The 14,928-nt window shown below is 60.5% G+C and carries 12 protein-coding genes and 1 pseudogene; 9 read left to right on the top strand and 4 right to left on the bottom strand.

The features are described 5' to 3' along the window. Positions 1–183 precede the first annotated feature (183 nt). Together KUA11_RS06480 and KUA11_RS06475 are read left to right on the top strand one after the other, a co-directional pair. Complete coding sequence (locus KUA11_RS06480; protein WP_217409556.1) at positions 184–426, top strand: hypothetical protein; 243 nt, start codon at positions 184–186, stop codon at positions 424–426. 46 nt (positions 427–472) lie between these two features. Then, positions 473–778: a hypothetical protein gene (locus KUA11_RS06475; protein ID WP_166317964.1), complete on the top strand. Its 306-nt coding sequence runs from the start codon at positions 473–475 to the stop codon at positions 776–778. 37 nt (positions 779–815) lie between these two features. On the opposite strand, the gene KUA11_RS06470 is transcribed toward KUA11_RS06475, so the two are convergent. The 4 genes from KUA11_RS06470 to KUA11_RS06455 all read right to left on the bottom strand — a co-directional run bounded on the left by KUA11_RS06470 (position 816) and on the right by KUA11_RS06455 (position 6,035). Further along, on the bottom strand, positions 816–1,991 hold the full coding sequence (locus tag KUA11_RS06470; protein WP_217409555.1) for a deoxyguanosinetriphosphate triphosphohydrolase: 1,176 nt from the start codon (positions 1,989–1,991) through the stop codon (positions 816–818). A gap of 89 nt (positions 1,992–2,080) precedes the next feature. Beyond that, entirely contained in the window at positions 2,081–3,511 is a 1,431-nt protein-coding gene (locus KUA11_RS06465; RefSeq protein ID WP_408744167.1) for an outer membrane beta-barrel protein, read from the bottom strand. 353 nt (positions 3,512–3,864) lie between these two features. Beyond that, the gene (gene eutC / locus KUA11_RS06460; RefSeq protein ID WP_217409553.1) at positions 3,865–4,650 is read right to left on the bottom strand and encodes an ethanolamine ammonia-lyase subunit EutC; all 786 of its coding nucleotides are present in this window, start codon (positions 4,648–4,650) and stop codon (positions 3,865–3,867) included. A gap of 2 nt (positions 4,651–4,652) precedes the next feature. Next, positions 4,653–6,035 carry an ethanolamine ammonia-lyase subunit EutB gene (locus KUA11_RS06455; RefSeq protein ID WP_217409552.1) on the bottom strand — a complete coding sequence of 461 codons (1,383 nt, stop codon included), beginning with the start codon at positions 6,033–6,035 and terminating at the stop codon, positions 4,653–4,655. 222 nt (positions 6,036–6,257) lie between these two features. Here KUA11_RS06455 and KUA11_RS06450 point away from each other — a divergent pair, with 222 nt between their 5' ends. From KUA11_RS06450 to KUA11_RS18180, 7 genes and pseudogenes are all read left to right on the top strand, one after another. Beyond that, positions 6,258–6,803 (top strand): protein-export chaperone SecB, encoded by a 546-nt coding sequence (locus KUA11_RS06450; protein WP_217409551.1) that lies wholly within the window; start codon positions 6,258–6,260, stop codon positions 6,801–6,803. Positions 6,804–6,984: 181 nt separating this feature from the next. Then, complete coding sequence (locus KUA11_RS06445; protein WP_217409550.1) at positions 6,985–9,972, top strand: glycosyltransferase; 2,988 nt, start codon at positions 6,985–6,987, stop codon at positions 9,970–9,972. A gap of 152 nt (positions 9,973–10,124) precedes the next feature. Then, positions 10,125–11,474, top strand: coding sequence for an omega-aminotransferase AptA (aptA, locus tag KUA11_RS06440; RefSeq protein ID WP_217409549.1), 1,350 nt, complete (start codon positions 10,125–10,127; stop codon positions 11,472–11,474). Between the two features lie 35 nt (positions 11,475–11,509). Continuing rightward, positions 11,510–11,911: a tautomerase family protein gene (locus KUA11_RS06435; RefSeq protein ID WP_166317940.1), complete on the top strand. Its 402-nt coding sequence runs from the start codon at positions 11,510–11,512 to the stop codon at positions 11,909–11,911. A 121-nt stretch (positions 11,912–12,032) separates the two neighbouring features. Continuing rightward, on the top strand, positions 12,033–13,055 hold the full coding sequence (locus tag KUA11_RS06430) for an NAD(P)/FAD-dependent oxidoreductase (RefSeq protein WP_217409548.1): 1,023 nt from the start codon (positions 12,033–12,035) through the stop codon (positions 13,053–13,055). 73 nt (positions 13,056–13,128) lie between these two features. Next, entirely contained in the window at positions 13,129–14,262 is a 1,134-nt protein-coding gene (alr, locus tag KUA11_RS06425) for an alanine racemase (RefSeq protein ID WP_217409547.1), read from the top strand. 319 nt (positions 14,263–14,581) lie between these two features. Next, positions 14,582–14,767, top strand: a pseudogene (locus KUA11_RS18180) (IS5/IS1182 family transposase); the annotation flags it as partial. Positions 14,768–14,928: the final 161 nt, after the last annotated feature.

Raw genomic sequence — 14,928 nt, 5'->3', positions numbered from 1 at the left:
GGTCAGGAGAGGCGGCCATAGTCAGGATTTTCCTGCGCATGGCCGCTCTGCATAAGAGCAACACATGATGAAAAACGGTGGTTGCACCTGTTTTCATGGCTCACATACGCTGACTGCATGTTGCGTTTTGGCGTCTGTATTCCCTTCTTTCAGAGATACAAGTTCTGAAAAGGAAGAAATCCTATGGCACATGATCGCGCACCGCATGCTTCAAGTTCGCTTCACGATCTGGCCCGCAAGGCGGTTCACACACCCAAATTACTGACGAAGGAAGAGGTTCTTCGTTTGGCCGAACATGTTCTCAAGGGTGGGGAACATGCGAGCGAAGTGGAACGTGAGGCCGCAAAGAAAGCGACGCACAATCCCGAAGGTGTGACGGCTGAAGAGATTGCTCTTCTGGGCAAGAAAACGGCGGGCGAGGGCTGATTTCCCAAAATATCGTCCTGTGGAATTAAAGGTAAGGAAATAACCGATGTCCGCTTACAAGACCCTGCGTGAGGCGATCGAGAAGAAGAGCGTTGTCGGCTTCACGCTGTCCGGCAAGCCGCAGAGCGGTTCGCCGCATGCGCTAGGCAAGGGTGATGGTATCGAAAAGGTGCTGATGTATCGGGGAGAAGATTCCCACGAAAAAGGCATCCCGCCCACCAGCGAGTGGAGCTGTCTTGCCGTTGCCGATCTGAGCAATGTGTATCTGATCCCCGATGAGCCGTTTCATGTCGGTCATCCGGAGGCCAAGCACCGCGAAGGCATCCGTGAAGTCGACATCGAGATCGCCTGATCGAGAAAAGGGAGCCTTCAGGCTTCCTTTTGTTTTTCTAACCGGGCACTGACAGATCGGTAAGCCGCCGGTGTTCTTCCATGGCGAAACGATCCGTCATGGAAGCCAGATAGTCCGCCACCACGCGCCGTCGTGCGATTTCATTGGGCGCGGCACAGGATTGTTCGTTCCAGCCATCCGGCAACAGATTGGGTGATGCGCCAAGCGTGTCGAACAGTTCCGTCACCACCCGTTTTGCCTTGTGGGACATGCGGTTCACCTTCCAGTGGCGATAGAGCCGGGCAAACAGGAAGGTGCGAATACCCTGATTCGCTTCGTGCATGGCGGGGCTGAACGTCACCACAGGACGATCCGCATGACGCACATCATCGGCGGATCCGGGCGCTAGCGCGGTCAGGTTGAGTGCTGTCTGGCGCAGCACATCACTGACGAGGCGATGGATCAGCCGCCTTACGGTCTCATGCCGGATTCTTTGCTCAAGAGCGACAGGCGTGGTGGTGTCTTTCAGTGTGGCGGCCAATGCGCGGGCTTCTCTGAGAGCCTCTCCCGCGACCGGGACATCCACCAGATCGTCCAGCGACAGCAGACCGGATTTGATGCCGTCATCAAGGTCATGCCCGTGATAGGCAATGTCGTCGGCAAGGGCGGCAAGCTGCGCTTCGACAGATGCGAAAGACCCGAGTTTGAGACAGAACTGTGAGTCGTGTTCCCGCAACCAGGCCGAAGGGTGTGTGACGGGACCGTTGTGCTTGACCAGCCCTTCCAGCGTCTCCCATGTCAGATTCAGACCGTCGAACTGGAGATAACGGTGCTCCAGCATGGTGACCTGCCGCAGAGCCTGCGTGTTGTGGTCGAATTCGCCCCACGGCTTCATGGCGGCGGCGAGCGCCTCTTCCCCCGCATGACCGAACGGTGTGTGGCCGAGGTCATGGGCGAGGGCGATGGTTTCGGTGATGTCCTCGTCCACATTGAGGTGGCGGGCCATGGACCGGGCGATCTGCGCCACTTCCAGCGAGTGGGTCAGGCGTGTGCGGAAAAAATCGCCTTCGTGATTGACGAAGACCTGCGTTTTGTATTGCAGACGGCGAAAGCCGGAAGAATGGATGACGCGATCCCGGTCCCGCTGCCAGGGCGAGCGGGTCGTGGCTTCGGGTTCGGTGTGAAAACGCCCGCGCGTGGGGCGGGCGTTGACGGCGTAGGGAGCTGGTTTCATGCGGCCCGTCCGGTCTGTTGACGGGGCATTTGACCATGTTCCAGCAGTTGTGGCGAGAGGTGGCGGAGCCGAGGCTCCGCCGTAGTGGATCAGAAGGCCCAGATGGCGTCTGCGTTGAACCACAGCATGTTGTTGGTGCCGTGCGTGACGATGGGGTTGTCCACGGTGCCAGCTGCGTTGAACGGACGGGTGCCGTTGAGGGACTTGTCGAGGCGGATTTCCGGCCGGAACGTGAACTGACCGAAAGTCACACGCTTGTTGATGAAATCCGGACGGTAGGACACGCCGACGGTGAGTTCGCCGAAGGTCGTGGGGAGCGCGCCATAGTAGGGGTAAGGCTTGTTGCTGGCGGCCTTGGTGAAGGAGGTGAAGCTTGAATATTCGACGATCGTGCCGCCGGTGTTGTCGCGCAGAATTTCACCGCGGGCGTTGAAGGTCAGGTTGGGGTTGATGTCGTAGGCGAAGTAGGATGTCACGCCATAGACATCGTCGCGTGTCAGATCGTCGTGCAGCCACGTGCCGTCGATGGTGAAGGTCATCTTGTCGTTGATGTGATAGGTCGCCAGCACATCGACGTTGTACTGCATCTTCTGGTTGGCAATCTTGCCGACACCTGCGCTGTACCAGCCGTTTGCATAGGACGCGCGGCTGTTGTTCCCCTGTGGCCCGAAGTGCCCAAGGATGTGGAAATCCAGTTTGCCGTCAAGCAGCTTCATGAAGTTGAAGCCAAATGTGCCTTTGGGGCGGCTATTGTTGCCGGCCTGTCCGAAGCTGGTGGAGTTACCCGCGTCGATGCCCAGCACCCAGTCCACATGCTTGTCGAGATGCAGTGTCGTGTAGATACCGATGACCTGGAAAGGTACGATATAATCGGACGCATAGTTGAAGGTGTAGAAGGGACGTGCCAGCGCTGGCGTGCCTTCAGACCCCAGCAGACCGTACATCTGGCCGAGTTGTACATCGATGCCGCGCTTGAGCAGCCAAGGCATGTGGAAATCGAGATGCGCCTGCGTTGGAACCCACTGATAAAGTCCGGAAATGGCGCCGTCACCCATACCGATGGTCGGATCGAAGCGGGCATCCGAACCATACATTGTCTCGAAGGTGAAGCCGAAACCGTAACCCTTGCCGATATTCGTCACGGGATGGGACAGCGAGCCCATGATCTGGTTCATGGTGACCGTGTTCGCGCGATCCACATAGAACTGTGCAAAGTTGCGTGCGGATTTGGTCCACGGGTTGCCGGCGATGCCAGCCTCTACCGTGAGATGGCCCACCAGACCGTCCCAGTAGTTCAGCGGTTTGCCCGCCTTGGGATGGAAAATGTTTCCCTGAACGAGCTTGAGGCTTTCTTCGGTTTCTGCGACGTCGTCATCGACGAGTTTGTTGTGGTCCGAAACTTCGTCAGGAGCCGTGGTGGCCGGAGGGGCCGTGTTGACGGTGACGTTTGAAGCAGCGGCGGGTGCCGCCGTGGTGGTTTGGGCATGAACGACATGAGGCAGCGTGAGGCTTGCCGTCATCAGGGCTGATGACAGGCCGAGAACCTTTCCGCGGGACAATGCGAGCATCGAGGGCTGTCTCCTTGGGCAGTCGGGGATGGGCTGGTCCCGTGTCCCTAAATCGGGATTGAACAGGTTTATAATCGAAACGGAATCGAAATGAGGCAAGCGGGAAAATTTGTTGTTCGTCAGGAAAGTAACCACCTGCGGCAAAAGTGTCACGCTTGACATGTTGTGAAATATATCGGTGCGATCAACAGTCTCTCGTTTTCTGCAGCCACAAAAAATATCCTGTCTGCGTAAAACGAAAAGAGCACGGCGAGCCTATGTTGCCCGTTCGAGCTGACATTGCCTCTATGTCTCGAGGATGAATTTCAGGTGTCGTGTGACGGAAGCGCTATCTCGTCGGGCGCGTCATCTTTCAGTGCGACACCCGTGATCTGACGGCTGCGCGCCTCTTTCATCAGCCACGCGAGCTTGTCGGCGGCGGGAGCTGTTTTCAGCCCATGCAGATGAATGTTGGACAGACAGTTGCGCGCCGAATCCGGAGTGCCGACACGTGGAGCGTATGTCAGATAGACGCCCAGACTGTCGGCCACGGAAAGACCGGGCCGCTCGCCGATCATCATGACGACCATGCGTGCGCCCATGGCTTGCGCAATCTCGTCGCCCAACGCCACGCGCCCCTGAAGCGCCATGACCAGCGGGGCGATTTTCCAGTCCGGCAGCCGTTTTTTCATCTCCTGATAGAGCGCGACGGCGCCCTCGGCGGTCGCGACGGAGGACAGGCCATCGGCAGCGACGAACACCACGTCCCAATCGCCTTTTTTGAGTTCCGCGAGGCTTTCGGGGGCGAGGCGGCGTCCGAGATCTGGGCGGCGCAGATAGGTCGGGCGGTCGGGAGCGCGGCTATGCACCACGAGGCACGGTTCGCCGAGGGCCGCCTTCATCGCGTCCACATCCAGCGCCGTATGCACGGCGTCGCGAGCCTGCGCGTGGGCGGCCTGAAAGGCCAGCACATCGGTGGTGCGCTGGGCGTTGCCGCTGCGGCCAAGCCCGATGCGTGCACGGGTGAGGGCGCGCAGATCCTGCCACGGGTCGAGGTGAACGATGTCGCCTGTGGGGCGCGACGAGGTGCTGGGGGGTGTGCTGTCGGTCATGGTCAGGCGATCATCTGGCCGAGGTGGGTCTGTCCGGGGGAGACGGGGAGCATCCGCTCGCGGTGCGTGTCATAAAGGCCCATCCGCTCCAGCCAGGCCGCGAATTCCGGTGCGGGCTTGAGGCCAAGCAGGTTACGGACGGTCAGGATGTCGTGGAAAGACAGGCTCTGGTAATTGAGCATGATGTCGTCCGCGCCCGGCACCCCGATCAAGAAGGTGATGCCTGCGGTTCCGAGCAGCACCATCAGGTTGTCCATGTCGTCCTGATCGGCTTCGGCGTGGTTGGTGTAGCAGACGTCGCAGCCCATCGGGACGCCCATCAGCTTGGCGCAGAAATGGTCCTCCAGTCCGGCGCGGATGATCTGCTTGCCGTCATAGAGATATTCCGGGCCGATGAAGCCCACGACCGTATTCACCAGAAGCGGATGGAACTCCCGCGCCACGGCGTAGGCACGGGCTTCCACGGTCTGCTGGTCGATCCCGTGATGCGCGTCGGCGGAGAGGGCTGCGCCCTGTCCGGTCTCGAAGTACATCAGGTTCGTGCCCAGTGTGCCGCGTCCCAGCGATAGGGCGGCCTCGCGCGCTTCCTTGAGAATGGCGAGTGAGACACCAAACCCTTCATTGGCTTTCTGCGTGCCGGCGATGGACTGGAACACGAGATCAACCGCGCCACCGCGATTGATGATCTCGATGGTATTGGTGACATGCGTGAGCACGCAGGTCTGTGTCGGGATATCGTAGCGCTGGCGGGCGTGGTCCAGCATATCCAGCAGAGCCAGTCCGTTGGCCACGCTGTCGGTCGCGGGATTGATGCCGATCACGGCGTCGCCCATGCCGTAAAGCAGCCCATCGAGGGTGGAGGCCGCGATCCCCTTGAGGTCATCCGTGGGGTGATTGGGCTGGAGGCGGGAGGCGAGGCAGCCTTTCAGGCCGATAGTGTTGCGGAACTTGGTGACCACTGTGATCTTGTGCGCAACGCTCATCAGATCCTGATTGCGCATGAGCTTGCTCACCGCTGCCGCCATTTCGGGTGTGACGCCCGGTGCAATGGCGCGCAGAGCCTGCGTGTCGGCCTCATGCGAGAGCAGCCAATCCCGAAAGCCGCCGACTGTCATATGAGCAATGGGGGCGAAAGCCGCTTTATCGTGGGTGTCCACGATCAGGCGAGTGACTTCGTCTTCCTCATACGGAACGAGTGCGGTGGCAAGGAACGTGGACAGCGGCAGATCCGCCAGCGCATAGCGCGCAGCTACGCGCCGTGCATCCGAAGTGGCGGCAAGCCCGGCCAGTTCGTCGCCCGATCGGCGAGAGGACGCGGCCGCAAGCAGCGCCTTGAGATCGGTGAAGGTGTGGCGCTCTCCGCCAAGCGTATGATGAAAGGCCATGGATCGATGCTTCCTCCAGCGGGATGAATGTCCTTTGGCCGGTCTGCGCTGTCAATGCGAAAACGCAACGGTTCATGCGCTGCAAACTGTTCCGTGTGGCGAGATGCCGTTTCATTCGATGGTAAAGAGTTTCATTGCATACTCGCGGCCCGGGACGGAGTTTGCTAAAGCCCAGTCCTGAAGGAAGATTGTACAACACATTAAATGGAAGTCCTTTTACGTATGGTCGATCAGGCAACGATGGAAACGGTGGCGGGAGCTACTCAGGGCGCCAGTGGCGCGGACAGCGTGAGCGGAGGGACGAATCCGGCTCAACCCACGCTGATTCTGGGCGCTCAGTACGTCCGTTCGGTGTCGTTTCAGGCCATAGATTCTGCGCGGCTGCACACCCGACCGCCGGTGCGTCCCAACACGCGCATGGCGATCGATGTCACCGCGCGCCAGATTCTGGAGAACCAGCCCGATTTCGAGGTGGATCTTGTCATGCGCTGCGAAGGCATCGGGGAAGAGCCGGTCGAGGGCGGTGACGCACCGCGCCTGTTCGAGACGGTCATCACCTATTCCGGTCTTTTCACCCTGCGTAATGTGACGACGGAAAGTTTCGAGCCGCTGCTGCTGGTGGAAGCGCCGCGTCAGATCTTCCCCGCAGCCCGCAACTATCTGGCCGACATCACGCGGGAGGCTGGGTTCATGCCGGTCATTTTGCCGCAGATCGATTTTCTGGCGCTGTGGCAGTCCCGCCGGGCCGCAGGACAGGTGGCCCGCTAAATCGGGTCAGAGCACCTGCGTTGTGCCGGTCTGCATGGCGGGGTAGTCTTTACACAAAATCGGGAACGGACGCCGGTGGTTGTTGCGGGGCAACGCCTCATCGTCCGGATGAGTGCGTCGTGGTGGTGCTGGCAACAGCCCGCTCCTGTGATGGTTGAGAGGTCTGGTGTCTCCGGAATCAATGAAAATCCCTGCATGGGCGCAGTTTGATGCCGGCTGGTATCGTCTCACCTATGGCGGGCGGCTGGGTGAGTTGGCCAGCGCATCCTCCGAGGAACTGGAGGCGCATTACCGCGAGACAGGCCAACGCGAAGGATGGTCGCCCAACCGCTTCTTTGATGAGGAATGGTACCTCGCCGCGCATCCGGATGTCGCCGCCGCCGTGCGTGCGGGCACCTTCGCCAGCGGGTTCGAGCATTACCGAGCAGACGGTTTTCGCTCCCGCTCGCCACACTGGCTTTTCTCCGAGAGTCAGTATCTCGCTCGTTATCCCGATCTAACCCGCTCCACGCTCGACCGTCTGGGGCTGGCCAATGGTTACGACCATTATCTGAGTGTGGGAGACAGGGAGTTCCGTTCCGGACACCTGTTTTTCGATCCGCACCTTTATTATGCAAAAGCTGTGGTCGCACCTGCGGGTGAAGGCAAGCCTGCGGCCACACGTATTCCCGAGATTGGACCGTTCGCGGATTTCCTTACCGATCTGAAGCAGCGCACGGATCTGCGTGTCAGTTGGTATTTTGATCCAGAGTGGTATCTGCGCACCTATCCCGATGTGGCGCAGGCTCTCGAAGGTGGCGCTTTTTCCAGCGCGCTCCATCATTTTCTGACAAACCCGACACCGCGCCAGTATGGTCCGCTGGAATGGTTCGAGGAAGATTACTATCTCGAACTTTATCCCGACATTGAGGACGCGATCACCAGCGGGTTCCTCCGCTCGGGATACGATCATTTCGTGCGTTATGGTGTGTTCGAGCGCCGCAAGCCGCATCCCGATATCGATCTGAACGTCTATTTCTTTTCGGGAACCGTTCGTGCCGACATCGAACGCGGGCTGGTGCGGGATGTGTTCGTTCATTGGCTGTCGCGTCGCCATGTGCGTCCACTGGACGAAGGCGTTGAGCGACCGCCACTGGAGCAGTTCGAGACGCTTGCTCGCCGCAAGGCGGAAGCACTTCTGCCGCTCCTGACCCGCCATCCGCTCGATTTTACGCGGCAAGGCGCGGCACGACTGGGTGTCGTGCTGATGGCGCACAACCGGCTGCCCCTGACGTTGTCTGCCCTTTCGGCTCTCCATGCTGCCTGTGGCGAGACGATGCAGGTTGTTGTGGTGGATTGCGGATCGCAAGATGACACGCGGCGCCTGCACCATTTCGTCACGGGTGTGAAGGTCATTCGGTTGGGGCAGACGGCTACCCGGGCGGAAGCATTGCGGGCGGCCCTGCCGCATCTGCACGCGCCGGATGTGCTGTGGCTCGGGCAGGGCATGACACTGCGTTATGGCGCGCTCGATGCAGCATTGGCTCAACTGGCGGAAAGTCGGGCGACGGGTGGTGCGGAGCGGGTTGGCCTTGTCACGGGGCGGGTGATGCGTGCGGATGGCCGCCTGTGGGAAGCGGGGGCCATTGCGTGGCGTGACGGTTCTCTCGCGCGCTATATGGAAGGGGCGCGGCTGGAAGCGCCGGAGGTCAGTTTCCGCCGGCAGGTTCCCTGCAGCACGGCGCCTGCCATGCTGATCGATCGGGCGTTGCTGGAGCAGCTTGCCGGATTCGATGAAGCCTTCGGCACTCAGGCTTTCCAGCTTGCCGATGTGTGCCTGCGGGCTGCGGCGCTGGGGCGGCGCACGCTTTATGAACCGTCCCTCATCGTGTCCAACGATGCGCATGAGCCGGTGGATGACGAGCAGGCGCAAGCCGAGTGCCGTCTTTTGCGCCGCCGACATGCCCGTCGTCTGGACACGGCCTTGCCACCGTCTCCTGTCATGGTGTCCCGGGCGCGCAGTGTCAGGCCGTCGTCCTCTTCGCGGCGCATCCTGTTCATCGAAGACCGGATTCCCACGCGCCGTCTTGGTTCCGGCTTTGTGCGCTCCAACGACATCGTGCGCACGATGGCGGCCCTCGGCCATGAAGTGACGGTGTTTCCGATCTATTCCTCGACCGATCCGCTGCCGGTTATCCATCGTGATTTCCCTGTTGGGGTCGAGGTGCTGCACGATCGTGGTTTCGAACATCTGGAAGCGTTCCTTCAGGAGCGCAGCGGGATGTATGACGGCGTGTGGATCGGCCGCACGCACAATGTCGGACGTATGCTGCCGGTGCTGCTCGCGCAGGCGCAGGCTCTGCCGATCGACGCGCTCGTGCTCGATACCGAAGCGGTTACGGCCCCGCGTGACGCCCTGCGGGCAAAACTGTTCGATCTGCCGTTGACGCGCAGTGTGGCGGACGCTCTGGAAGATGAACTCTCCAGCGCGTGGTTGTGTCAGACCATTGTGGCGGTCAATCCGCTCGACGCGCGCATCCTGCGTGAAGCGGGACACGAGCATGTGGCAGAACTCGGCCATATGTGTCCCTTGCGCCCCACACCGGCAGGGTGGGGTGAGCGTCGGGACATGCTGTTCCTCGGTGCGATTCATGAGGCGAACTCACCCAATCATGACAGTCTGGTGTGGTTCGTGAACAAGGTGCTGCCATTGCTGCGGGACCGCCTGCCCGAAGGCGTGCGGTTCACGGTTGCGGGGTATCTGGGAGCGGGCGTCGATCTCAGCGCGCTGGGGCATGACCCACGGGTGGAACTGGTGGGGCCGGTGAAAGACCCGGCGGCGCTTTATGCGTCTCACCGTATTTTCGTCGCACCTACGCGCTTTGCCGGAGGCATTCCTTTCAAGATTCATGAGGCTGCTTCACACGGTCTGCCTGTCGTGGCGTCCCAGTTGTTGTGCCGCCAGCTTGGATGGCGGGACGGGATGGAAATCATCTCGGGCGGGGACAATGATCCGCAGGTGTTCGCGGATCGTGTGGTGGCTCTGTATGAAGACCGCGATCTGTGGGACGCAGTGCGCGCCGGTGCGTTGGCGGTTCTGGCCGATGAAAACAGTGAAAAAGCCTATTCCGTCCGTCTGAACGCCATTCTTCAGGATGTTTTTGAGCGCGCACAGGCGGCTCAGAGCTGAAAATAGGCCATTCATTTTCATTTTTCTGCAAAAGCACGCTCCATTCATTTGGCAGCGCGCGTCATTTGCGTCATCATGTGTTTCGGAAAGCGAACGACTTCCTTTCGGTATCGTAAGGGCGTCGTCGTCGCGTACGAGTGCTGGAGCAACCGATGCCGGAACTGAAAAACGAGTTTGATTGCGCCGCCACCCTCAAGGAAGGCACGTGGTGGATGCCGTTTACGGCCAACCGTCGTGTGCGTGAGCAGGGGCTGGCCCGTGTCGTTACGTCCGCCAAGGGCGCGTATTACACGGCGGCGGACGGCACGAAGCTGTTCGACACGCTCTCCGGCCTGTGGTGTTCACCGCTGGGTCACGCCGACCCGCGCATCACGGAAGCGCTGCGCAAGCAGGCCGACACGCTGGATTTTGCACCGGGTTTCCAGATTGCGAATCCCGAGACCGTACGCCTGAGCGAGCGTATCGCCAACATGGCACCGGCGGGCATGGACCATGTGTTCTTCGCTAATTCCGGCTCGGAAGCCGATGACACGGCGCTGAAAATCGCGATCGGTTATCACCGCCTGCGGGGTGAGGGTGCACGGTTCCGTCTGATCGGACGCGAGCGCGGCTATCACGGTGTCGGGCTGGGCGGCATGTCGGTCGGCGGCATTGTGCCCAACCGCAAGATGTTCGCCACCATCATGGTGCCGGGCGTCGATCACATCCGTCATCCGTATGATCATTCCAAGGTGGCGTTCTCCAAAGGCCAGCCTGAATGGGGCGCGGAAATGGCGGAGGATCTGGAGCGACTGGTCGCCCTACATGATGCCTCCACCATCGCCGCCGTCATGGTGGAGCCGGTGCAGGGTTCGACCGGCGTTCTGGTGCCGCCCGTGGGCTATCTCGAACGCCTGCGCGAGATCTGCACGAAGCATGGCATCCTGCTGATCTTCGATGAGGTCATCACGGGTTTTGGCCGCATGGGCGAAAACTTCGCGTCCCAGAGGTTCAACGTGAAGCCGGACATGATCACCTTCGCCAAGGCTGTTACCAACGGCATCGTGCCGATGGGCGGTGTGATCGTGTCGTCGGACATCTACAACACCTTCATGACCGGTCCGGAAAACGCCATCGAATTCGCGCATGGCTACACCTACTCCGGCCATCCGATGGCTGCGGCGGTCGCGCATACCGTGCTCGACATCATGGAAGAAGAGAATCTTGTCTCCCGTGCCCGGGCGTTGGAGCCGGTTCTGGAAGAAGCGGTTCACAGCCTTCGTGATGTGCCGACTGTGTATGACATTCGCAACATCGGTCTGACGGCCGCCATTGATCTGAAACCGGCCGCAGGCAAGCCGGGCGCGCGCGGGTTGGCGATGTTCGAACGCGGCCTGAAGGAAGGGCTATTGCTGCGCTGTACGGGCGATACGATTTCCTTCGGCCCTCCGTTCATCTCCACGCCGGAGCAGTTGCGCGACATGGTGGCCACCGTGCGCAAACTCATCATCGAACTCGACTGAGTTCGGTTCGTTCTTTATTCTGAGAGGAGAATTTCATGCCACTTCTGCATTTCCATATCTACGAAGGTCGCAACGAAGAGCAGATCAAGAAGCTGCTCGACACCGCGCATGAGGCCATGCTGGAGGCCTTTCAGGTGCCGCGTGGCGACCGCTATCAGATTGTGACGGAGCACAAGCCTTCGCACATGATCCTTGAGGATACCGGGCTTGGGATTCCGCGCACCAAGGACATGGTGCTGCTTCAGGTGTTCAGCCGTCCGCGTGGCGATGGCGGTTTCGCGCTGTTCTACCGCCTGCTGACCGAGCGACTGGAGGCCGAGTGCGGCATCAAGTCTTCGGATGTCATGATCTCGGTTGTTGAGAACAAGGACGCGCACTGGTCCTTTGGGCTTGGGCGTGCGCAGTTCCTCACGGGCGAGTTGCCGTTGCGCAAGTAAAAGGCGGTTTTTCCGGGCAATGCGCGGGAGTTTTCCGCCCCGCGCATTGCCTCCCGCGTCGCCCTGTCGCACAAAAGCGTCCAACAGGAACGCCATGTGTGAGGCAGGAGCGCGCACCATCATGTCAGCCGACACGATCCAGACCGACGTCGTTATCATCGGCGCAGGCCCGACCGGCCTGTTTGCCGCCTTCCAGTGCGGAATGCTCAAGCTGCGCTGCGTGCTTGTCGATGCGCTCGACGAGATTGGCGGTCAGTGCGCGGCGCTTTATCCCGAAAAACCCATTTATGACATTCCCGCCTGCCCCGCGATCGAGGGCGGCCAACTGATCGAACAGCTTGACGCGCAGATCCGTCCGTTCGATGTGCCGCGCCTGCTGGGCCGTCGTGTGACCACCCTGAGCGGTCATCGCGGGGATTTCACGCTCGGCACCGACAGGGGCGACACGCTCAAGGCCCGCGCCGTGATCCTTGCCGTGGGTGCGGGAGCGTTCGGCCCCAACCGTCCACCACTGGACGATCTGGCGGCGTATGAGGCCACGGGTGGCGTGCAGTATTACGTCCGTCGTCGCGCGGATTTCACGGACAAGACGCTTGTGATCGCAGGCGGTGGCGATTCCGCGCTGGACTGGGCGCTCTCCCTGCGGGATGTCGCGAAAAAGATCTATCTCGTGCACCGCCGCGACAAGTTCCGCGCTGCTCCGGAAAGCCTCAGCCAGTTGGAGGAGGCCGTGGCGCGCGGTGAGATCGAGAAAGTCGTGCCCTATCAGCTCAAGGCGCTGCATGGGGAGGGCGGGCAGCTTTCCGGCGTCGAAGTGGCCACGCTGGCGGGCGAGAGCCGTGTGCTGGAAGCGGATCACCTGCTCGCTTTCTTCGGATTGGCGACCGATCTTGGCCCGCTGGCGCAGTGGGGCATGGACCAGATCCGCTCCACCGTGCCAGTCACGCCCTCGACCTGCGAAACCTCGCTGCCCGGCGTGTTCGCCATTGGTGATGTCGCGACTTATCCGGGCAAGCTCAAGCTGATTCTGCAAGGCTTCAGCGAAGCCGCGATGGCCGCGCACGCGATCTATCCCATCGTGAATCCGGAGCAGGCGCTGCACTTTGAATATTCCACAAGTCAGGGTGTTCCGGGTTCGAAATGAAATGGGCCTGACAGACGAAACTTCCGCTGTTATGAGGAAAGAAAGGTAAACGGCACCGAAGGACGAGCGGATAATGGGCGTGAATGCACAGGCAGCCGGAGGCATCCTGACCATCGACCTCGGGGCGGTTGCCGAGAATTATCGCACGCTTGCGGGGATGATGGCCGGGAGTGCCACAGCCGAGCATCCCGCACCGCTTTGCGCTGCCGCAGTCAAGGCCGATGCCTATGGCCTTGGGGTCGAGCATGTCGGGCCGGTGCTGGAAAAAGCCGGGTGCCGTCATTTCTTCGTGGCGCATCTGTCGGAAGGCGTGGCGCTTCGTCCGTATCTCAACCCGGAGATGAACATCTTCGTGCTGCACGGGCCGCCACCGGGAACGGCGACCGAGTTTCTGGCGCATGATCTGATCCCGGTCCTCAACAGCATGGAGCAGGTGGCGCAGTGGCAGGCACTGGCCCGCCGTCAGGAGCGGATCCTGCCCGCCGTGTTGCAGGTGGATTCCGGCATGGCCCGCTTCGGCTTCACCGCGCAGGAAGTGGACCGTCTGGCGCGTGATGCCACGCTGCTGGAGAGCATCCGCACCGTGCTGGTGATGAGCCATCTGGCCTGCGCCGATACGCCGGAGAATCCGGCTAACCGCCACCAGCTTGAAACCTTCCGTGCGCTGGCCGCGAAACTTCCCGCTGCGCCGCGCAGTCTGGCAGCGTCCTCCGGTCTGTTTCTCGGCCCCGATTGGCGCTTCGATCTCGGACGACCGGGGGCGGCGCTCTATGGCGTCAACCCGACGCCGGGCCGTCCGAACCCCATGCGTGATGTGATCCGTCTGCAGGCCAATGTCATCCAGACGCGCGACGTGCCGGTGGGGCAGGCCGTGGGCTATGGCGGGATGTTCGTGGCAAAGCGCCCGACCCGCGTGGCGCTGCTGGGTGTGGGCTATGGCGACGGCTTCCTCCGCAGAGCCTCGGGACGCGGCACGGCGATCCTGCCGTCACGTCCCGAGGTGAAGCTGCCACTGATCGGGCGCGTGTCGATGGACTCGCTGGCCGTGGATGTGACGGACCTTGGCGAGATGCCACTGGCAGCGGGGGAGGCGTTTGATCTGATTGGGCCGTATAACCCGCTGGAGATGGCGGCGGAGGCGGCGGAGACGATTGGGTATGAGTTGTTGGTGGATTTGGGGGGGCGGTATTTGAGGGAGTGGAGGTAGGGGTGGATGTCAGCTTTGGGGGGTAAACGGAAGGTCGGCTTTGTCTGAGGTGATCGGTAAAACCGGACATTCACATGGACGACCCTCGTGAAAAACTTTCACCCCACTCCGATCACTTAAATAACCCATGAGATTTTCTGAAAGCCGACATTTGCTCATAAAACAGGCAAGCGTTATAATAATAGAGCAATTCCATGAAACTATTACCAGCCGCGGCGTGCTGCCTCTGCATTTTTCCGGAAAAGAATGCAAAGGCATGGAGTTCCACATTACTGGGCACCGTTGCCCCGAATGAACCCTACGGACTTGCAGGCAAGGCGGACGGGCCATCTGGAGACGATGAAGTGGCTATTATCGACGACGCCACGTCGAAACGAAGATGCACTGCAGTAGATTGCTGGGGCAGTGTCTGATCGCTCATGATTTCGACTGCCAGATCACCGAGGCGGATATCCGTGCGGTCATACTCAACCGCTTCACAGCACTCGGAATCCCTATCGCGTAAGAATTAAAAATTCTATAATAGATTCAGCTCACTTATCGGTTAATTTGTGCAACTGATCCGTCGCGAGCAAAAAGTGATGCAGTATATTCTCGACGATGTCATCGATCTCAAATCATAGAATTGCGTTATTGATTAAGATGACTTGGCTGGGTTAGATAACA

It is taken from the genome of Acetobacter estunensis, from assembly GCF_019083805.1.
Classification (GTDB): domain Bacteria; phylum Pseudomonadota; class Alphaproteobacteria; order Acetobacterales; family Acetobacteraceae; genus Acetobacter; species Acetobacter estunensis_A.
This window is presented reverse-complemented; position numbering and strand designations above follow the sequence as displayed.

What these genes read in the sequence shown, in the direction of transcription:
- KUA11_RS06480 (WP_217409556.1), top strand. Translation starts at nt 184, where the DNA reads ATGGCACATGATCGCGCACCGCATGCTTCAAGTTCGCTTCACGATCTG.
- KUA11_RS06475 (WP_166317964.1), top strand. Translation starts at nt 473, where the DNA reads ATGTCCGCTTACAAGACCCTGCGTGAGGCGATCGAGAAGAAGAGCGTT.
- KUA11_RS06470 (WP_217409555.1), bottom strand. Translation starts at nt 1,991, where the DNA reads ATGAAACCAGCTCCCTACGCCGTCAACGCCCGCCCCACGCGCGGGCGT.
- KUA11_RS06465 (WP_408744167.1), bottom strand. Translation starts at nt 3,511, where the DNA reads ATGACGGCAAGCCTCACGCTGCCTCATGTCGTTCATGCCCAAACCACC.
- eutC (WP_217409553.1), bottom strand. Translation starts at nt 4,650, where the DNA reads ATGACCGACAGCACACCCCCCAGCACCTCGTCGCGCCCCACAGGCGAC.
- KUA11_RS06455 (WP_217409552.1), bottom strand. Translation starts at nt 6,035, where the DNA reads ATGGCCTTTCATCATACGCTTGGCGGAGAGCGCCACACCTTCACCGAT.
- KUA11_RS06450 (WP_217409551.1), top strand. Translation starts at nt 6,258, where the DNA reads ATGGTCGATCAGGCAACGATGGAAACGGTGGCGGGAGCTACTCAGGGC.
- KUA11_RS06445 (WP_217409550.1), top strand. Translation starts at nt 6,985, where the DNA reads ATGAAAATCCCTGCATGGGCGCAGTTTGATGCCGGCTGGTATCGTCTC.
- aptA (WP_217409549.1), top strand. Translation starts at nt 10,125, where the DNA reads ATGCCGGAACTGAAAAACGAGTTTGATTGCGCCGCCACCCTCAAGGAA.
- KUA11_RS06435 (WP_166317940.1), top strand. Translation starts at nt 11,510, where the DNA reads ATGCCACTTCTGCATTTCCATATCTACGAAGGTCGCAACGAAGAGCAG.
- KUA11_RS06430 (WP_217409548.1), top strand. Translation starts at nt 12,033, where the DNA reads ATGTCAGCCGACACGATCCAGACCGACGTCGTTATCATCGGCGCAGGC.
- alr (WP_217409547.1), top strand. Translation starts at nt 13,129, where the DNA reads ATGGGCGTGAATGCACAGGCAGCCGGAGGCATCCTGACCATCGACCTC.